The following is a 17,887-nucleotide window of genomic DNA, read 5'->3' as shown; positions in this document are numbered from 1 at the left end:
TCTTTGGGGCAGTTGTTCTTACCGTTCAGGGATGAGCATTGTCCCGCAATGTCACGGCGCCTTCCAGGACATCCGATGCCACGTCTATTCTGGCAGCACGGTTCCCCTCTATGAGAATATCAGAAACAGGCGAGCGCACCGTAATAACCGGCGTATGTTCCACAGGAGGAGCTGCACGTACAATGTTACCGCGAATAATTGCATTATCGGCTTTACGGATAAAAATGCCCTGCCCCATGGCCTGATGGATATGATTATTCTCGATAAGGATATTCCTGTGAGGCAAGCCCGGCTTTTGACCGGCCAGGAAGATGCCTTGCGAGACGCCACCTTCCCCCCGAAGAATTCGGTTGCCCGTGATGCGAATATTTTCATTACTTCGCACTGCCGTATCATTCCAGAACTGGATGCAGTCCGGATGATCCTGCGGGCGGACAGGGTGAAAATCCGTACACATATTCTGATCAATGACGATATTGACAGTGCCTGACACATTGATGCCGTCGCGGCGTAAATCTCTGAATATATTGCCTTGAATGGTGATGTTATCAGCATCCCTGATGACCAGGCCGGTAAAGTTATTATGAAAAACAGTATCTGCAATCAGGACATCACTCGACAGGCGTGCGGTCATGCCGCTGCCATCATTGGCCCAGTTTCGGTCATCACTCCAGCTGACGTGACTTGATTCTACGCGAACACCGTGACTGCGCATCATTGTTACAGCAAAATCACCGATGTGATCTGTGGTCGTCCCGGCTTCTATTGTGACATTGCGAAAATGCAGGTTACGCACGTCTCGTAAAATAATTCTGGAGAAAACCGACCCCGATGAGCCGTCAACGATTACAGGCTCATCAAAGTGCAGACCATTCAGCTTCAAAGAGCCATGCTGACCTTGCGGTAACTTTACCACGCTACCGGCGTTTGCTTTTTCAATCAGTTGCACAACAGAGCCTGGGTGCCGCACTTCCGCATCTGCACCGACAATACCTGGCGCAGATGCCTGTGATGTTTTTGCCGGTGCCCCAGTCATCAGGCCGGTAAAGATCAACCCGACCATCACGACCAGCACAAAACCCACGGCGCTTATGGAGATGAATGTATCACGCATGCGGTATATATTTTCTGGCAGCACCCGGCACCCCTGCCTGCAGCACCGCCCGCGCCTGCTCCTTCTGGCCACGCAGGAACCGTCTGCCCGACTGAATCAAGGTCAATATCAGGATCACAGGTAAATTGAACCGATACCATTTCAGGGCAAAGAGCATTCTGGATCGTATCATGTGATAATCCGCAAGCGCGCTGCGTTTTTGAGCAGCGAGATTACTGCCTGCTGTCGCTCCATGGTGATGATAGACAACAGCATTTTTTGCCCAGCCCGGCCTGTATCTGTCAGCGCCGGCCCGGCACCAGTCGGCTTCTTCATAGTAGAGAAAGTAACGCTCATCCATGAAGCCCACATGCTCCAGCCAGTCCCGCCGAAATGCAATGGCAGCGCCAACCGGATAAGACAATGATTGCTCGACTTCACCCTCTGAAGGCAGTGCTTCTTTTGAAAGTCCTGCACCGAGATTTTTGCCCAGTAAAGACCAACCATGCAACTTTGCGCCACTACAAGCCTGTGAGACTGACTTACCCTGCGTATTCATCAGTGTAGCCCCAACTAAGCCATAGCTGGTATCACCGGATAATTTTACGGCAAATGCCTGCAAGGCATTTTCATCAATCACAGTATCAGGATTTAACAGCAGAAAAAAATCTACCTCTGTCTCATACAGGTAGCGCAACCCGATGTTGCAGCCAGACGCAAACCCGTCATTTCGCTGCGCCTTGATAATCGCAATTTCCGACGTCTTTGAACAACCTGAAGTGAAACAGACCCTTGGACCAGCCTGATTGGCAGTTGCAACCGACCCATCGACACTTTTCTGCACAGCCGCATGAAGGTTTTCGAAAGTATGAGTCGTGGACGCATTGTCTACCACAATTATGCGCGTTTTACCGGCAAGCTGCTTGGCGGATTGCACACTGGCGATTGCCTCAACCACATAGTCCAGGCTGTTATAGTTTACAATAACGATGCCTGGTTTTGCCAAACTGCCTGTTATCATTCTCCATCCTCCTTGCCTGTCAGTAATTTAACTGTTTCAGGCGAAAGTTCTTGCAGCAGATCTTCAATAAACTGATTATGTACATCAAAACTTGCCTGCGATGGCAGGCCACTCGTTGATATTCTTACCAATAAACTATCCGCAGACCGACCAAGACCTGCGCGCATATTTGCCAGTTGCTGACCTGCCTGATCTGTAACAACCCGGTCTCCCACCCTCAGCCAGTATGTGATTGCCTCCTGCCGCACGCCGTTGTCAGCCAAAAGGCGACCGACAGGCCATGCGGTCACATTTTTTGTCCAGGTGCGCTCAGGCTCGACAGCATAGCCTTGCGCCCGATAACAAACCTCAGGCTGATGCAGTCTTACTGCATCGCCTCTTGCTGCACCATATGCCAGTACAAGAGATACTGTCTGTCCATTTCCATGCTGATAAACTCTGTACAAGGTGGCAACACCAGGTTCAGCAACTTCTTCCAATGGCTTTACAAAGGCTGCCAGGTCAACCTGCTCCCAAGGTCCAAATCTTTCCGGAATCATGCCAGATAAGTCAGGCACAATCACAGCCGGTTGTGGTTCAGCCTTGAACACAAACACCGAGAGACTGGCAAAAACGCTTGCGCCCAGCAGAACCGTCAACCGGAAAAGCAGCCCTGTCCCTGAAAGGGCCATCATGCCATCACCTGTTTCGGAACGCTTGCTCGCGGGTTAAAGGACCGGAAAAGCAAGGCATCGATACAGAACAATGCACCCAGAGCAATCGCAAATGTGAAAAAACCGGCAAAGTCGTGCAGATAGCTTTGCCCGGCATCGTAGCCATTGGTCCATGTAATCAAGATTAGGATTACGACACGCATAAAATTTGCAAGGATCGCAATAGGTATGGTACTTACAAAGAGCAATAAGGCGTGTCGTGCAGACTCAGGCTTGCTGATATAAAGATAAATTGCCCCAAGAGATGTAAGGGCAAAGAGCGCGTTGAGACCTGCACAGGCATCGGCCACAAGAAGTGTGTAAGGGCCGATCGCCAGCGTCACTCCAGCCTGTGCGACCGGCAACCCCGCCCAGGACAACAAAACGGCAGCCTGCTCTGAAATCCACATCTTCAGTGGAGACGTTAAGCCATTTAATAACCATCCAGGCCACACAACAAGATAAACCAGCAATGCCAGAGGCAACCAGATTTGTCTCAGCAGGCATTGTCCCCCCATAAAGAGGACGACACCCAGAGCTATCGGGAGTTGCGACGCTGTCGCTAAAAGCTCTACATCCTCTAACCGGCCAAGCGTATAGCTTGTAAGGCCGATCAGGAATAGTACTTACCCTGCATAAATTTCTTCTTCAGGAACAGACTGATGGATTTCTCCCGGGATATTTTTCGGCAGGTTATACAGCCGCACCGCAATTGCCCCAATGCAGAAACAAAGAAGCAGGGGCGCATGGCTGTTCTCCGGGCGCGTCCATGCAGTCGCCGCCAATTCCATGTAAAGTGGCGTGTAAAGAATGCACCATGCACCAACCACGCCGCTGAGGGCCACCTGGCTACGTGTCATTTTATGTAAGCTGTACCGTAGACGAAGCATTTCCATAGCTCACTTCGTCATTACAGTGCCAACAAGATGTGCCCGGCTCTCTGCGACCAGGGATGTTGCATCTCTGATATCCGGCATTCTTGTTTTATCCCGGCGGGCAACAAGGAGCACCGATTTTGCCAGGGCCCAGACAAGCTGTGCATCTGCGGTATCCAGCCCATCACCTGTATTGAGGATGACAGAATCAAACCTCTCAGTCTGCTGCAGGATAATTCTGGCGAATGCTTCACTGCACAACACTTCCTGCGGGTTAAATGCTGGTCGGCCAGCTGGCAGATAGGTAAAGTTGCGCACTAGTGCTGGCGCGAATGCCTCAGCAATATCACTGTCACCGTTTACCACTTCCGTGAGACCAACATGCTGCCTGAGACCGAGCAACTGGTTGAGATGTGAAAGTCGCAGATTAGTATCAACCAACAGTACCTTGCGACCCAGCTGGGCGATAGAGACTGCCAGATTTACGGCAACAAAAGAGCTCGTGGTCTGCGCGCCAGCCCCTGAGACGCATAGCATACGCAGAGCCGTACCATCACTTCGCGTCAGCAAACGTGTGCGAAGGCGACGAAATTGTTCTGCTTCTTCTGTATGCGGTCTATGTAATGTTACCAGCGCCGGCGGTACTCTTATACGATCCCCATCACCATGAAAGAGCCCCTGCTGAATACTGAGGGCAGCGGTAATATCTCTTTTGCTGACGAGTCCCAGCGCCAATGCTGACATGCCAAATTTTTTGCCTGTACGCGCTGAATGGCGCAACACCGCTGGAATATCCTGCGCCTTAAGGCAGCCCATTCTGACCAGCGTGTCACCCAGCGCCTGTGAACGCAACGGAATGCGCTGCGCATCACCTGACTCTTCTGGCGCCACTTTGCTGTCTGACACATCTTCATGCTGCATATCTGATGCAAGTGCCCTGGTATTTTCGCTTGTGGCAGAGGTCATGCGTAATACCGCCCCTTGACTGTATTTGGCACACAGATTTCTGCCAGCATGACTGATTTCGATGCAAACAGCAGACCCTGACGGGAGCGTAGCCTGGCTTCCAGTAACTCAATGAGAACAGCAGCCATCATACCCATGCCAAGCCCAAGAATGCTGCCACCAATCAGGATAAGGCGCTTGATCGATAGCAATGGCTCACCCGCGGGCACGGCGCGCGACAGCATCAATACATCAATAGCGTCAAATCTGGACTGCAACCCCTCCTGCAAGGTGCGGGTTGCCAGCAAGTCATAGGCCTGCCTGTTTGTTTCAAGATTTTTTTCCAGTGTATCGAAGCGCTGTTTTGTCGTCTGCAAACTGACGACACGCTTTTTTTGACTTTCAACTTCCGTCGCAAGGCTCTCGACTTTTCGCCGCGTAAACTCGGCACGATCCCGAACAGAATTATAGATAATGTCCTGCTGGTTCTGAAGTTCGGCAAATGTTTCCTTATAATCAGGATTACGTTCGCCATAGCGCTGATAGAGCCGCTCAAGCTGGGTATTGAGCGCCGCAAGACGCGCCTGTGCCGTACGGCCAGGCAAATTATAATCCGGGAGCGGAATGGTACCAAGCTGGTCAGATTCCAGGCGGCGCACCTGCTCATAGAGAGAGCGTGCTTCAGCGTAATCCGCCCGTGCTTCTGCCAACCTGCCAGTTAGTGTTGACAGCTCCACCTCAGCGGACTCCAGCTGCTCCGTCCCGATTGTGACAATGCCGCTATCTTGCTGAAACTTTGTCAGGTCATCACGGGCTGTCTGAACCTGTTGTTCCAGCGCCAATGTTTCCTGCGAGAAGTTTGCTTCATTATGCGCAGCACGGCGCTGACGCTGCTGGAGTACAGTCTACATATAAGCGTCCGCAAATGCATTGGCATAGCGCGACGCGCGTGACGGGTTCTCGGATGTATAACTGATGATCAGTGTACTATGATCTACATTTGCCTTGACGGACAATCGCTTGGCGAGACGGTCAGCAAACCATAATCGGGCATCGCTGCCCGGCACGATTTCTCCACCTGTTGCGGCACGCCAGTCCTGTTCATATTGCGCACGAGAAACATAGTTTTCAGCCTCAAGCACCTCGATCACCTGTAGCGCCACAGTCCGGCTTGAGATGATGGCAGCTTGCTGGCCAAGAAATTCAGACACTCGCAAGCGCGGCTCGACCATCCCTGTCAGGAGGTTTTCCTGTATAGAGTCAGCCTGCACAGTTGCGCTGGATGTATAAGTCTGTGGCACCAGCCGTGAAACGAGCCACGCCGCGACGCAGGCCACCAGCACCGCCCAAAAAATAATGACGGCGCGTGCACGCAAAACCCTTATGAGTGCCAGCAGACTCACTACTTGCTCTCTCCCGTGACATGCTCTTCTGACTTAACCGAAGAATGGTACACCGCAATCGGCGTATCCTTGCGCAGCTGTTCCAGCCTGCTCTTTATTCTTTTTTGTGAATCTGACTGCTTCAATAATGCGCGCGCCAATGGCAGGCTTTCAGCAGTAGAAAGACCATTTGGAATAATTTTTGTGATTTTCATCACAGAAGTGCGCACATCACCCTGAATGACGATATTATCGTGTACATCATACGCATCCAGTTGAATGCGAACAGGTTCAGGAAAACTGGCTGCCTGTCTTACGGATTCAGATAACATATATGTAATTCCCGCTTGTTCAAGATTCTCCCTGAATACCGCGAAATTCGCCTTCTCATCGAATAGAGGAGTCATCATGTCGGCGTTGAATTCAGCCGTCGGCAGTTCCAGAACCTGAAAAGTATAATTTTTGGCTCTGGCAAAAAGTGTCGGGTTCTGCAGGATGTAATCCCGCACCTCAGCCTGTGATGGCTCCGGCGGTTGGGAAATGATGTTCAGATATACATCTACCAGTGCTTGCTCTTTTGCCGCTTCAATGCGCCACAGGGCTTCTGGGCGACGGTCAATCCTGTTTGCTTCGGCATCCCTGACAAGCAAAATACGATCTCTTAAACTCTCGAACGCCCGACGCTCCGCCCCCGGCTCGACGGGGCTCAAACCGAGACGTTGCATCTCGGTACGCAGTTCATTAATCGTCACTTCGCGACCGGCGATGTTGGCCACAACCTGCGTTTCACCGGAGATGACCTTAGTGTCCCGTGCCAGCGCCCCGGACAGTGACACGGTGGCAGGCAGGCAGGCAGATTGAAATCACCATAATGGCAACTGCAAGCCTGTTTTTGGTTGTTCTTTTATTCATTACACAACTCACCTTTCACCGACGACCCATCGAACCTGATGCCCGGCAAGGGATCATCTGGTTTCATCTGCAACTCTTTCGTCAACCCAAGCTTCAGCATGGTGACGCATCGCCAAATTCTTATACGGAACAACACTCCTGTAGCCCCAAGCCTTGACTGCAGCGTTCCAGCCGCAGGATTACAGATTAGCAGGGCTGCATGGGGCAGCGCTGAAACTGCAATCAGCATCGCCAGCAGATACCAACGCATAAGCCCGGCAATACCGCCCCCCCAGGCCTGTTGGCACCCTGTCCGTTGCTCAAGGATAAGCCGTGACCATTTTATTTTCAGATCACGCCACGCCTGTCGCGCCGGATGGCTAACAACGCATTTACGATAAAATGATAAACGAAACCCTAGCGACCGGGCACGATGGCACCAGTCCACATCTTCCGATAAACCATTTGTAAACAAACCTGTTTCCCGGACTGCATCCCCATGGGCAAAGAGATTTGCTGTGACAGAGAAGTGTTTCTTCTCGATATAAAGCTTCTGGCGAAAACCGAAAACTTTCTCGAACACTTCAACACTGGTTGGCGCAGAAGGTTTTTCGACCGTAACGTCAACAGCCCCCCCGACAAGGTCTGCGCCTGTGATCTCCAGCCCCTCAACACCGGCGCTTATCCAGTCACGAGCTGGCTGACAATCACTGTCTGTGAAGGCAACAATGTCCCCTTCGGCAATGGCAAGCGCAGCGTTGCGGGCGCAAGCGGCCCCTTTTTGGGGCGCATTGATGAAATGTACATCTGGAAATGAATTTCGAATATCTTCGATACCGCCAGGCGTTGCATTATCTGAAATGATAATCTGTACAGGACCTGGATAATCCTGCGACTCCAACGCATGAAGACACTTCAGCAAAAGCGCTGGCTGGTTATAGTGCGGCACGATGATGCTGACTTTTTTCATGCAGCGGCCTCCAGCACCTGAAGACAAGTCCTCAGATAAATTTCCTTTTGCTTCTCCCATGCGTAATATTCTGTCAGACGGTTATAGCCAGCCTGCCCCAGACGCAAACGCAGCGGCTCATCATCAAGCAGGGTTTTCAGTTTGCCCGCCAACGACACCGGATCATTCCCCTGCGCAACAAGCGCAGCATCTCCTGCAATCTTGCGACATTCCGCAAGATCAAACATGGCAATCGGCAAGCCGTATGCCATGTATTCCATGACCTTGTTCATCGCCAATCTGTCATTGAAATCATTCTTCGGATCAGAACCGACACCGATATCTGCTGTGCTCAATGCTTCGAAAAAAGCATGACCTGATAAAAAACCGGGAAAAGAGATATGCGCCGCGATGTCTGTTTCGTGCGCATATTGAATGAGTTTTTCGCGCTCAGGCCCGTCTCCTGCAATCAGCACATGGAAATCACTATACTTCATATCGAATTTCAAAATCCGGATTGCTTCCAACAAAAGATCAACTCCATCCTGAGAGCCAATCATACCAATCCATAAAATCAGCTTGTCCTTGCCTTTTTTGAGAGCAGAGTTGGTTTGAACGCGCGGCATACGGTTCATATCGGGTGCTGAGTAAACAACATTTACGTCCTGATCAGATTTTCCACCCCTGTTTTTTGCCAGTTTGGCGAAAGTTGTATTCGTCGATATTATCTTACTGGCTACACGGAATGTCTGTTTCTCCGACCATCGCGCAAACTGCATCAAGGCACCGTTATCCTTTCCGGTTTTTTCAGCCAGAAGTTCCGGGGTCAGATCATGATGATCAAAGATGATCTTCGCGCCTCCCGCCCATTTTGCCATCAATGCCGGGACGAACAGGAAGTCGGGTGGATTGCAGATTTGAACAATATCGATTTTGCCAAGACCAATACGCAGCAACGCCAGAGTTTCCATCATCAGCGCTGCCGAGTATTCTGCGATGTAGCCCATTATCCCATTTGCTTCACAAGGCAGACTGTGGCGATGTATCTCAACACCCTCAAGCACTTCCCGGCTTTGTGGGTGGGCAGCCGATTTTGGACATATCACTGAAACCCGCCAGCCGTTATCAACCAAAGCTGTAGCCTGCTGCCATACGCGCCTGTCTGCTGGCACTGGCATATTCTCTACAATGATGACAATATGCGGCTTGCCAGATCTTGTAGCAACCGAAGTGATGCGCGCAGAGGGTATAACTGCATTACCCTCAGGTTTCACACGAAGTGATTTCATGATATTGACCAGACTAACTCCTGTTAAGGACGTTAGGGCAACATGGTTTCTTTAACGTGAATAGATAGAGTAAAAATCTGACCACTCCGTTGACAGATTATTTACCTTTGACTTCAGGTTTGCGTATCATCTTCCTGAAATGGCTCGCTTGCCAGATGCATCAGGAGGAAACCAACCGCAGCCAGTATAATTGACCCTGCTGCCGCTGCCCCTGCATTGCCGGCCCAGTTGCCGAGCGCGCATGCGGCAACGCATACCAGATATGGCATGATCGGCGGGTCTTCATGTTGTAACCGATACAGGAAAAGCCCCGCAACGACGACGAAAAGCCCGGTAGCACAAAGATCAAAGAAGGTTGTCATAAGCAAACTCTACCTGCGCACTATGTCACAAGAGGGTTAATGTGCTGTTGCCAACCATGCAGAAAGTATAATCTGGTAACTACAAGAGCCTGTAGTTTGAAGACGAAACCTGAAACTGCGGCCAGTCACCATACCGCACAACACGCCCGCGTGCCTCCACGGCCTCTGCGACCAGAGGCAGGATTTCATCAGAAACAGGGTTGCCCGCTTCATCCGTCAGCAGCATGACAACTTCCTGTCCCTCTTTTGTCTTGGCCCAGAAAGATGGTGGGATGCCCCCTCTGATACACAGCGATGCGCATGCTTTGTGCGTTTTACCGCGCCCCGGCCGCATGACACCAAAAAAGCACTTGGTGTCCATGATCATACCTTGCAGGGTAATTTCGTCCGATACGGTTTCAGGCGTCAGGTCGGGTAGGATGAAGTCAGATGGTGCTGGTTTGAGCCAGTCACCGATATCAAATGGTACTTCAAGCATATGGCGGCCACGCCGTTCGATAAGTACACCTGTGGCTGTATGCACACCGCCTGCCTGCATCGCAATATCGAGTGAGGATGTGCATTTACCCATCGCGACAAGCAGCGTTGTCATCACCCTGCCTTGCGCGTCAACACCGCGAATCATGGGATAGGGCGCTCGAACCAGCTCCCCCGTAACTTCATGCGTCGAGTCTGTCTGCCAGCTACCGGCGCCTGGGTCCTGTAACTGACTGGCGACAGCCCACCCCTTACCAGCAGACAAGGCGGCTATGGCAGGCACCGCACCAAGCAGGAAACGGCGATCTCTCGAGGGAAGTTTGCCCCAGCCAATGAAAAAATCTTCTTCCTGACCGGGATCATGGATCAACAGGGAATCTTGCCGCTTCATGCCGGTACCTCATTCGTATTGGCGACCTGATCTGCTGCCAGATCAAACCTGACAGGCTCAACATAAGTGCCCGGCGCGTTGGCCTCAGGGTTGAGAAAGACCATGCCGTTCATCAGTTTCAGATTGTAGGTTGCAATCTTCTCCGTAAATGGTGGCGGCGAAATGCCATCTTCCATGCGATATTGCCATCCATGCCAGGGGCAAGTGACACAGCCATCAACAATGCGCCCCTCACCCAGCGGACCATTTTGATGTCGGCATACATTGGTGACAGCGGAAAGTTTGTCGTGATCGCGAAAAACAGCAACCCGCTCGCCAGATGCCACTGGTACAATAACCGCCCGTTTGTCAGGAATATCCTGCGGGGCTGCCACGGCTATCCAGCCCTCATTCTCAAACTTGCTACGCAGCCTGTCATTGCCGCTTTCCCGGAGCCCCGTCAGGATATGCAATCCGGCAACCGTAATGAAGGAAACCAACACAAGCGCCGGGTACAGAAGGGATTTTTCCGTAAGAAGTGCCCCTGCTGCGATATGAATAATGAGCAATCCATAGGCCACATAAACCAACATATGCAGGGCTTTCCAGACAGGGGCAGAAAGGTTGTTCAACCAGAAATCATGGCTTGTGACAGCCATCAGCAGCATGATGACAAAAGCGACCAATCCGAAAACTTCAAAGGGAAAGCCGGGAAAAGTTCCGCCTGGCTGATTGCTGACGAATAAAGAAAGCAGCGGATTGATCGGGCCAAACCCGTGATACCAGACGAGCGCCAGCAGAAAATGCACGGCCGCGATCAGGAATGTAAACACGCCGAAATGGCGTCGGTTATACAGCATCGGCTTGAAACGATCTGAAAGACGCGCCAGAGGGCCAATCATCAAAATGAAGCTCAGTAACAGGAAGGCACAGGTGCCGAAGGCCCGGATCAACAGAACCACCGGGTCTGGTGTATGGCCGGTTTCAGTTGGCTGCAAACCTGTCAGGACAAAGACAGATATGTATAAAAACGCGAAAACAGCGATCGCCAGATCATATTGCAGCTTGTTGCTGTTCCATTGCACAGCCTGATATTGATGTCCCATCAGTTTGCTCCTTGCTGGAGTTCATTCAGTACTGTCGCAGAATTTTCCGGGTCAGGCTGTTTCAGGTACAAGGAGAGGACGAACATGGAAAGAGTGACCGGTATGATCACCAGCCACATCAGAACATGCACTCTTCTGTGCGCACGCCTCATGATTTTTCCTCCGCATGCATATCCTGATTGATCTGACGGCCGGAAAATCAGCGTCCCAACACAACAGGCCAAAGCATAACCAAACCCGGAAAAACAATAAGACGGAATCCGAGCCCCGAGCCTTTGGCCGCATGGTCTGCGCGACTTATACCAAACATCAAAAAGAGAATGCCGATGGCTATACCGAATGCTGTGTAGCCAGCAGCAACAAGCAAAAATGTTTCAATCATCCAGGAGCCCCTTAATCCCTTTTGCAAAAGACTATAGGCTGCATGGTGGTGATTACAAAATCACAAAATCCTGCTCTGTAGCAGGTCAATCGCCGGTCATTTACACTCAGTGAACACGGTGCCGACGGTTGAGCAATCTTTGCCACGATTTACCTGGCCGGATTTGTTGTCCGCCGGTTTTTTGGTGGCATCATCGTCACTCTTGTTCGAAGATGCTGGCGTGTCTTGCGGGATAACCGGCCGCTTTAGCTGGTAGCGAAAACTGTCCATACGGGTCGCAGCAGAAGCAAGGGTATCTTCGAGAGTATCAAAATTACGCCTTGCCTGCGTCAACTCCTGGCTCACGGTTGTACATTTTCCAGAGCCGAAACCGTTGATCTGATGACAGTCTTCGACTGACCGGCAACTGTTCAGCACACGGCGGTAGCGGGAATCAATGTCGTACTCAAGCTGACGCATCAGATTTTCCCAACTGCGTGCATCACGGGCTGCTGACCCGGCAGCAACATCCATACGCTCAGAGAAAAACTCCCGCGTCATGACATTCCATATCCGGTTATATTCTTTTTTATAATAGCTCTGCTTGCGGTCCAGCTCATCAATATTGCAGCCGAAATATGTATTAGATTGTGGCTCGACTGGCCCCTGATCTTTGTTCCGCGCGATATGACCACAAGCGGTCAAAACCGTCAGGGCAACAAGCCCGATTCCTATTATTCTCATTCCTGCTCTCCCTCACCATCTGGTGTGCTTTCATCTGCTGGGACAGATGCACTCTCGATTGATGTCTCCGGCACTGGGCCACATGATGCCGTCAGTGGCTTGAATCGCTCGTTATAAAAAGCGACCTTTTCAAGCTCTTCCTGCTTGATCCTATCCCAGCGCACCTGCGGACGCTCACGCCCGTAAGTCTCCAGAAGTTTTTTCGCAATCGGATGTCCTTTGGCGCGTGCTTCAATAAGATAGGCATCAGCACGATCAACACTCTCCACGACATCGCAGAGCCTGTAGCTGCTTAACACAGTGCCACTGCCATAAATAATGGCAAGATTGTAAAGCGCGTCGGCATCACCGCTCTCAGCCGCATCCTTGAGCCAGAGCAGGCCAGTATCCGTATTCTGAACAACACCAAGACCTGTCACATACATAACACCAAGAACATTCTTGGCATTTCTGTCACGGGCGTTATCGGCGGCGCTGCAAACCAGATAGACAGTCTCCAGCGGAGACAGATCACCTGTTTCCTGAAAGCCAAGTTCACGTTGAAATTCAGAAACAGCTCGGCGGGTCTGCGGACCATACCGGCCATCAATCGTGCCCTGATAATGCCCCAGTGCGCTTAGCGCCCCCTGGCGTATCTCAAGACTGATGACATCGCCATCGGCGCCCGCACCGCGTGCAATCCGCGCCAGACTTTCAGGTGAATATTCACAGGTTAAATTCAATGCAGCCAGACGGCGTGAAGCCAGAACGGCTGATTCTGCACCGCATTGGCGGCCATCCTCAATCGTTCTTGAGAAGAACGCTCTCGCCAGACCTGTATTACCTCTGGCCATTTCAGCTTCGCCACGATTAAACCAGTATCGGGACTTATCAGCACATGTCAGGAAAGCGTCACGGTCTATGCAGTTTTCCGGAGCGTTGCTGCCAACACAATTTGGCGCAATGGCGGTCTCTGCACGCGCATTGACGCCGCCGGGATTGTCGCGGAACGCTTTCGACGCATCAGCTGAGGATCGCCTCAAGCCTAGTGTGTCATCGCCCCGGCCGAACGTGTCACTGGCTTGCTCTTCCGCTGGGGGGGCAAAAAACTCGCGCGCATAGGCACCAGAGCAAAATTTCTCTTCACTGACATTATATCGGTCAAGACGCTCTGCCAGTTCTGTTTCCGCCTGTGCGCGTTGTGTATCGCGCTGGCTGGCTGACAGCCCGTCTTTCGGGGACATATATGTCAGCCAGTCATAGGCTTCGCCAAAGCCGCACAGAGCCGCCAGTTGAAAATACAGGTAAGCGCGTTTATTGTCGCGCGCGGGCAAATATTTGCTGTAATTTTCATAGCGGCTGTCAACCACTTCAATCGGACCTGGTTTGTCGAAAGACGGATCCAGTGAGATCTGTCCAAGACGGAGGAATCCGCGCCCACCGTTGATCTCGTGCACTCGGATCAATTTGGTTTTGACGTTGTCTGCCGCGTCTTTGTCCAGGCCCAACCGGTTGAGATGAGTGTCTGCCTCTTCATATCCGTTCAGGGCTGACAGAATATAGAACAGCGCTGCATCTTCCTTGCGCTCCGTATGATACTGCTCGGTCAGGCCGATCATCATATTATCTGACTGGGAGGCAGACAGAAGCAGCGCCTGCGCACGTTTGCCATTATAATGACCCCGACCCACTTCCCCGAGCCAGTCAACGAGTGAATCACGCTGCAGTTCAACTCTGTCATAAGAGTTTGCCTTGGCCTGGGAGCAGGCCTGCGCACATTCCTCAAGCGTAATTTTTTTGGGCGTTACCGAGGTCAGGAAGCGCGACCCCAGCATCAATGTCAGGAACAAAACCCCGATGATAATAACTGCGCTTACAAGAATACCTGTTGTGCCAAACCAGAACGATTCTTCCTGCACCGGGCGATCATCGAATGCTGACTGGAAGTCTGCCCTCAACGGCTCAGCAGGGATCGACGCATTTTCAGCGGCATCATCCACAGACGGCGCCTCTGCGTCCCAGCTCTTACGGGGCCATCGCCGCAAATAAATATCATCTGAATTGTTTGACATAACCCCCTACCCACTGCCGAATGTCCCCCGGACACATGCAGATCTGAGGTTAACGCAGATATAGCCAGTGGTAAACAGTTTAGCGAGTAATGAAAATAGACGCGTGATATCAGATACTTATTCAGCTGGTGCAGGCTGCAATGGCGGGGCGTGCTCATAGCCCGATGTATCATCAAGATTGGCTGCGAAACGCGGCTGCTTCTTGCCCGTGAAGATATAGATGAAAAAGCGCCTGATATCAGCCCCGATACCGTAAAGCGCCGGGACAAAGAAAAGCGTCACCAGCAACGCGAACAATACCCCATATGCCAGCCCGATACCAACCGGGATCAGGAACGCTGCCTGAATGGATTTCTCCATCATCAGCGGCAGCAACCCGACAAAAGTCGTCAGCGATGTGAGCAGAATTGGGCGGAAACGGCGTGTGCCAGCCTCAAGCAAAGCCCGACCACCGCCCATACCCTGCGCCCGCAGGCGATGGACGTAATCCACCAAAACCAGATTGTCGTTTACCGCCACGCCGGCAGCGGCAATGAAACCAAGGAACGAGAACAATGACATGCTCTCCCCCATGATCAAGTGCCCCACCACTGCGCCAGTGAAACAGAAGGGGATGGCAGCAAAGAGAATCAGTATGGGTTCAAAATATGACTTGAACGCCACCGCCACGAGAAAGTACCCGATGCCAACGGCCAGCAGGAACAGCAGGGTCAGCTCAGAGAAAAACTCCGCCTCTTCCTGTGCCCGGCCGATATTACCCCGGCTGATATTGGGATGGCGTTGATCAAATGCGTCGAAATAGTCTTCCTGCAGATCACTGCGAATTTCGCCAATCCTGTCTGAGACGACCTCTGCACTGACAACCACAGCCCGCTGCCGCTCCCGACGCAGAATTCGGTTGACCCCTTGCGCGTATTCCAGATCCGCCACAGCGTAGAGGGGCAGCTCACGGCCATCACTTGTTCGTATACGCATGTTGTTCAGATAATCTAATGACTCCCTGTCAGCGCGCGGATAGCGTACAAACACACGCACATCTTCGCCATCACGGGGCAGACGCTGAACTTCTTCACCATAAAAGCCCTGGCGCACCTGCTGGGCAACAGTGCTCGTTGTTATGCCAAGGGCTTCTGCGCCCGGTTTCAGCGTAAAGCGCACTTCCTCTGACGCACTCTGCGTATCGTTAATGACGTTGTAAACGCCCTCATAGGTTCGTAGCTTGTCCATCAGGTCGTTGGTAGCAACGGTCAGGTCCTCAAGATTTGTTGAGTTGAGGACATATTGAATAGGAGGATCGTTTCTGCCGCCACGGTCCTCAACAGAAATTGTCTCAGCATCGGGCACAGGGCCAATCAGTTCACGTAACCTGTCAGCGGTTTCACCCGCAGTAAGTGTACGCTCTTCCGGGGGAACAAGACGCACGAGAGCAAAAACATCATTATTACGGGCACGCGCAAACCAGTTTTCAATTAGTTGCCCTTCCCGCTCGTTTATTTCTTCCTCAAGCTGTTGTTGAGCAGCCTCAATTTGCGCCTTGACAGATAGGGTCCGTGAAAAAGGCGTGCCCTCAGGCAGCACGACATTAACCCGCACCATGTCGGGCTCCGGCTCCGGCATAAAGGAAAAGCGGACAATGTTGTTCGACATCAGGCCCACAGCCAGCATCATCGCGACCACAAACAGAGAAACCGTCAAGTAACGCCGCTGCAACGCCATCGACATAACAGGCCGATAATACCGGTTTGCGACATGTACGACGCTGTCAGCAATTTTCTTCTGAAATTTCAAAATTCCCTTCTCGGGATTAGCCGGCTTTAGATGGGAAAGGTGCGCAGGCAGAATGAACAGGCACTCTACCAGCGAAAATGTCAGTGCCATGATGACCACGATTGAGATTGCACGGGTAAATTCAGCCGTGCCACCAGAAACAAGCATCCAGGGTGCAAAGAATATCATCGTGGTAAGAACAGCAAAGATTACGGGCTTAAGCACCATGGCTGTCCCATTGACGGCAGCCTCGAGCCCCTCCTCCCCTTCTTCCGTGCGTGCGTGTATGGCCTCCCCGACAATAATCGCGTCATCCACAATCACGCCAATGACGAGCAGGAAGGCGAATGTCGAAATCATGTTAAACGACACGCCCAAATATGGCAGGAATGCCAGCCCCCCAGCAAACGCAATGGCGATGCCAACGGAGACCCATAACGCGATTGCAGGTCTCAGGAAAAGCATCAGAGTGACAAGCACAAGAAACAGACCACTGAAGAAACTGCTACCGATTGTCGTAATTCGACTGGTGTACATCTCGGATTCGTCTTGCCACAAAATCATTGAGATACCGGGCGGCAAGTTTTCCTGTGCTTCCTCAACATAGTTGCGGACACCTTCGGCCATTTTAACAATATCCATGTCGGGGCCACTCAGGACCTCTATCATGACCGTCGGCTCACCATTCAAGGTGGCGAGAACATCCACTTCTTCGAAGCCATCCTTGACTTCAGCAATATCACCGACACGAATAACGGCACCACTCGGCAACTGCCTGACAATTATATCCTCAAACTCAGCCCTGGAATCAGCCAGCTGGCGGGTGCGCAACTGAATGTCCCCAAGAGCGGTTCGCACATTCCCAGAGGACTGATTGACTGAAGAGCCACGCACCGCATTTGCAACCTCGCTGAAGGTCAAACCATACTGGCTCAGTGTCTCCTCAGAGACTTCTATGGAGACTTCTTCATTCCGGATACCAAATACGTCCACAGCGGGCACGTAAGGGAGTAGAGAGATTTCGCGACGTACTTTTTCTGAAAATCGCTTCAGCTCCCGCTCACCGACATCACCGGTTATCGCGACACGCATCACTTCATCACCTGAGTCAAACAGACTCAGCTGTGGTTCCTCTACTGCCGCCGGGAATGTATTGATCGAATCAACTTCACGCTTGATGTCTTGCAGGAAGGCAGACTCATCGAGATCCATATCACCAATAACGAAAACGGCACCAAAGCCTTCCGCGGCAAACGAATAAAGCTGATCTATCCCGTCAACGCGGCTGATGGCTTCTTCCAGCCGTACAATCACCTGCTCTTCCACATCCTGTGGAGAGGCGCCAAGCCAACTGACGGAAACCCGGGCACCAGGGAACTCGACGTAAGGTTCTATTTCTCGATTTATCGTCAACAGGCTGACAAAGCCTGTAATCAGGATAATCACCATCAAAAGATTCGCGGCGACCTTGTTGCTGGCCCACCAGGAGACGATGCTTCTCATGTCCGCCTC

The 17,887-nt window shown here is 51.8% G+C and carries 18 protein-coding genes; all 18 read right to left on the bottom strand.

What is annotated here, in order from left to right:
- Window positions 1-25: 25 nt before the first annotated feature.
- The 18 genes from RAL90_RS00975 to RAL90_RS00890 all read right to left on the bottom strand — a co-directional run bounded on the left by RAL90_RS00975 (window position 26) and on the right by RAL90_RS00890 (window position 17,878).
- Window positions 26-1,114, bottom strand: coding sequence for a right-handed parallel beta-helix repeat-containing protein (locus tag RAL90_RS00975; protein WP_306252667.1), 1,089 nt, complete (start codon window positions 1,112-1,114; stop codon window positions 26-28).
- A complete protein-coding gene (locus RAL90_RS00970; RefSeq protein ID WP_306252666.1) occupies window positions 1,107-2,114 on the bottom strand; it encodes a glycosyltransferase family 2 protein in 1,008 nt (335 codons plus the stop codon). The genes RAL90_RS00975 and RAL90_RS00970 overlap by 8 nt, the downstream gene beginning before the upstream one ends.
- Entirely contained in the window at window positions 2,111-2,788 is a 678-nt protein-coding gene (locus RAL90_RS00965) for an exosortase C-terminal domain/associated protein EpsI (RefSeq protein ID WP_306252665.1), read from the bottom strand. The genes RAL90_RS00970 and RAL90_RS00965 overlap by 4 nt, the downstream gene beginning before the upstream one ends.
- On the bottom strand, window positions 2,785-3,420 hold the full coding sequence (locus RAL90_RS00960) for an exosortase/archaeosortase family protein (RefSeq protein WP_306254067.1): 636 nt from the start codon (window positions 3,418-3,420) through the stop codon (window positions 2,785-2,787). Before RAL90_RS00960 ends, RAL90_RS00965 begins: the two co-directional genes overlap by 4 nt.
- A gap of 12 nt (window positions 3,421-3,432) precedes the next feature.
- Window positions 3,433-3,702, bottom strand: coding sequence for a hypothetical protein (locus RAL90_RS00955; RefSeq protein WP_306252664.1), 270 nt, complete (start codon window positions 3,700-3,702; stop codon window positions 3,433-3,435).
- A 3-nt stretch (window positions 3,703-3,705) separates the two neighbouring features.
- Entirely contained in the window at window positions 3,706-4,647 is a 942-nt protein-coding gene (locus tag RAL90_RS00950) for a CpsD/CapB family tyrosine-protein kinase (protein WP_306252663.1), read from the bottom strand.
- Window positions 4,644-5,468 carry a hypothetical protein gene (locus RAL90_RS00945; RefSeq protein WP_306252662.1) on the bottom strand — a complete coding sequence of 275 codons (825 nt, stop codon included), beginning with the start codon at window positions 5,466-5,468 and terminating at the stop codon, window positions 4,644-4,646. The genes RAL90_RS00950 and RAL90_RS00945 overlap by 4 nt, the downstream gene beginning before the upstream one ends.
- 63 nt (window positions 5,469-5,531) lie before the next feature.
- Window positions 5,532-6,029 carry a Wzz/FepE/Etk N-terminal domain-containing protein gene (locus tag RAL90_RS00940; protein WP_306252661.1) on the bottom strand — a complete coding sequence of 166 codons (498 nt, stop codon included), beginning with the start codon at window positions 6,027-6,029 and terminating at the stop codon, window positions 5,532-5,534.
- Window positions 6,029-6,844, bottom strand: a complete 816-nt coding sequence (locus RAL90_RS00935; protein ID WP_306252660.1) for a hypothetical protein — start codon at window positions 6,842-6,844, stop codon at window positions 6,029-6,031. The genes RAL90_RS00940 and RAL90_RS00935 overlap by 1 nt, the downstream gene beginning before the upstream one ends.
- A gap of 68 nt (window positions 6,845-6,912) precedes the next feature.
- Window positions 6,913-7,869 carry a glycosyltransferase family 2 protein gene (locus tag RAL90_RS00930; RefSeq protein WP_306252659.1) on the bottom strand — a complete coding sequence of 319 codons (957 nt, stop codon included), beginning with the start codon at window positions 7,867-7,869 and terminating at the stop codon, window positions 6,913-6,915.
- Complete coding sequence (locus tag RAL90_RS00925) at window positions 7,866-9,137, bottom strand: glycosyltransferase family 4 protein (RefSeq protein WP_306252658.1); 1,272 nt, start codon at window positions 9,135-9,137, stop codon at window positions 7,866-7,868. The genes RAL90_RS00930 and RAL90_RS00925 overlap by 4 nt, the downstream gene beginning before the upstream one ends.
- A gap of 113 nt (window positions 9,138-9,250) precedes the next feature.
- Window positions 9,251-9,499, bottom strand: coding sequence for an XrtV sorting system accessory protein (locus RAL90_RS00920; RefSeq protein ID WP_306252657.1), 249 nt, complete (start codon window positions 9,497-9,499; stop codon window positions 9,251-9,253).
- A gap of 79 nt (window positions 9,500-9,578) precedes the next feature.
- The gene (locus RAL90_RS00915) at window positions 9,579-10,367 is read right to left on the bottom strand and encodes a hypothetical protein (protein WP_306252656.1); all 789 of its coding nucleotides are present in this window, start codon (window positions 10,365-10,367) and stop codon (window positions 9,579-9,581) included.
- Window positions 10,364-11,452: a Rieske 2Fe-2S domain-containing protein gene (locus tag RAL90_RS00910; protein WP_306252655.1), complete on the bottom strand. Its 1,089-nt coding sequence runs from the start codon at window positions 11,450-11,452 to the stop codon at window positions 10,364-10,366. Before RAL90_RS00910 ends, RAL90_RS00915 begins: the two co-directional genes overlap by 4 nt.
- 199 nt (window positions 11,453-11,651) lie before the next feature.
- Entirely contained in the window at window positions 11,652-11,834 is a 183-nt protein-coding gene (locus RAL90_RS00905) for a hypothetical protein (protein WP_306252654.1), read from the bottom strand.
- 96 nt (window positions 11,835-11,930) lie between these two features.
- Window positions 11,931-12,557: a hypothetical protein gene (locus RAL90_RS00900; protein WP_306252653.1), complete on the bottom strand. Its 627-nt coding sequence runs from the start codon at window positions 12,555-12,557 to the stop codon at window positions 11,931-11,933.
- Complete coding sequence (locus tag RAL90_RS00895) at window positions 12,554-14,608, bottom strand: peptidoglycan-binding protein (protein WP_306252652.1); 2,055 nt, start codon at window positions 14,606-14,608, stop codon at window positions 12,554-12,556. Before RAL90_RS00895 ends, RAL90_RS00900 begins: the two co-directional genes overlap by 4 nt.
- A 117-nt stretch (window positions 14,609-14,725) precedes the next feature.
- On the bottom strand, window positions 14,726-17,878 hold the full coding sequence (locus RAL90_RS00890) for an efflux RND transporter permease subunit (protein WP_306252651.1): 3,153 nt from the start codon (window positions 17,876-17,878) through the stop codon (window positions 14,726-14,728).
- Window positions 17,879-17,887: the final 9 nt, after the last annotated feature.

Source organism: Parvularcula sp. IMCC14364 (assembly GCF_030758415.1).
In the GTDB taxonomy this organism is placed as follows: domain Bacteria; phylum Pseudomonadota; class Alphaproteobacteria; order Caulobacterales; family Parvularculaceae; genus Aquisalinus.
This window is presented reverse-complemented; position numbering and strand designations above follow the sequence as displayed.